The 313-nt window shown below is 43.1% G+C and carries 1 pseudogene; it reads right to left on the reverse strand.

The features are described from left to right. A pseudogene (locus tag AAEZ00_RS20830) lies at positions 1–313 on the reverse strand (hypothetical protein); the annotation flags it as partial.

Raw genomic sequence — 313 nt, forward strand, 5'->3', positions numbered from 1 at the left:
GTCTTTTGCTACTGGCAGTACTCGAGACGTAACAACATTAGAGACTAAGGTGGCACTATTAACTGAGTACGGGGCATCAAATAAGGCCATTACTGCTAACGTAACCGCTCCTTTCGCAGTATCTTCGGTAACGATTAACTGTGCATTTACATCACTGATGATATCAGTACCCTTAAGCTGCAATAAAAAACGATTAATACTCTGCACTGCTAACTTCTGCTGCACAACCTTATTGCCATCCAAGCTGCCATCCAACTGGCGAATATAAAAACCTAACCGCGACGCATCATCATTTTGTGCCACGATGTTGATC

The sequence above is a fragment of the Shewanella sp. S1-49-MNA-CIBAN-0167 genome (assembly GCF_040310145.1).
Taxonomy (GTDB): Bacteria; Pseudomonadota; Gammaproteobacteria; order Enterobacterales; family Shewanellaceae; genus Shewanella; species Shewanella psychromarinicola.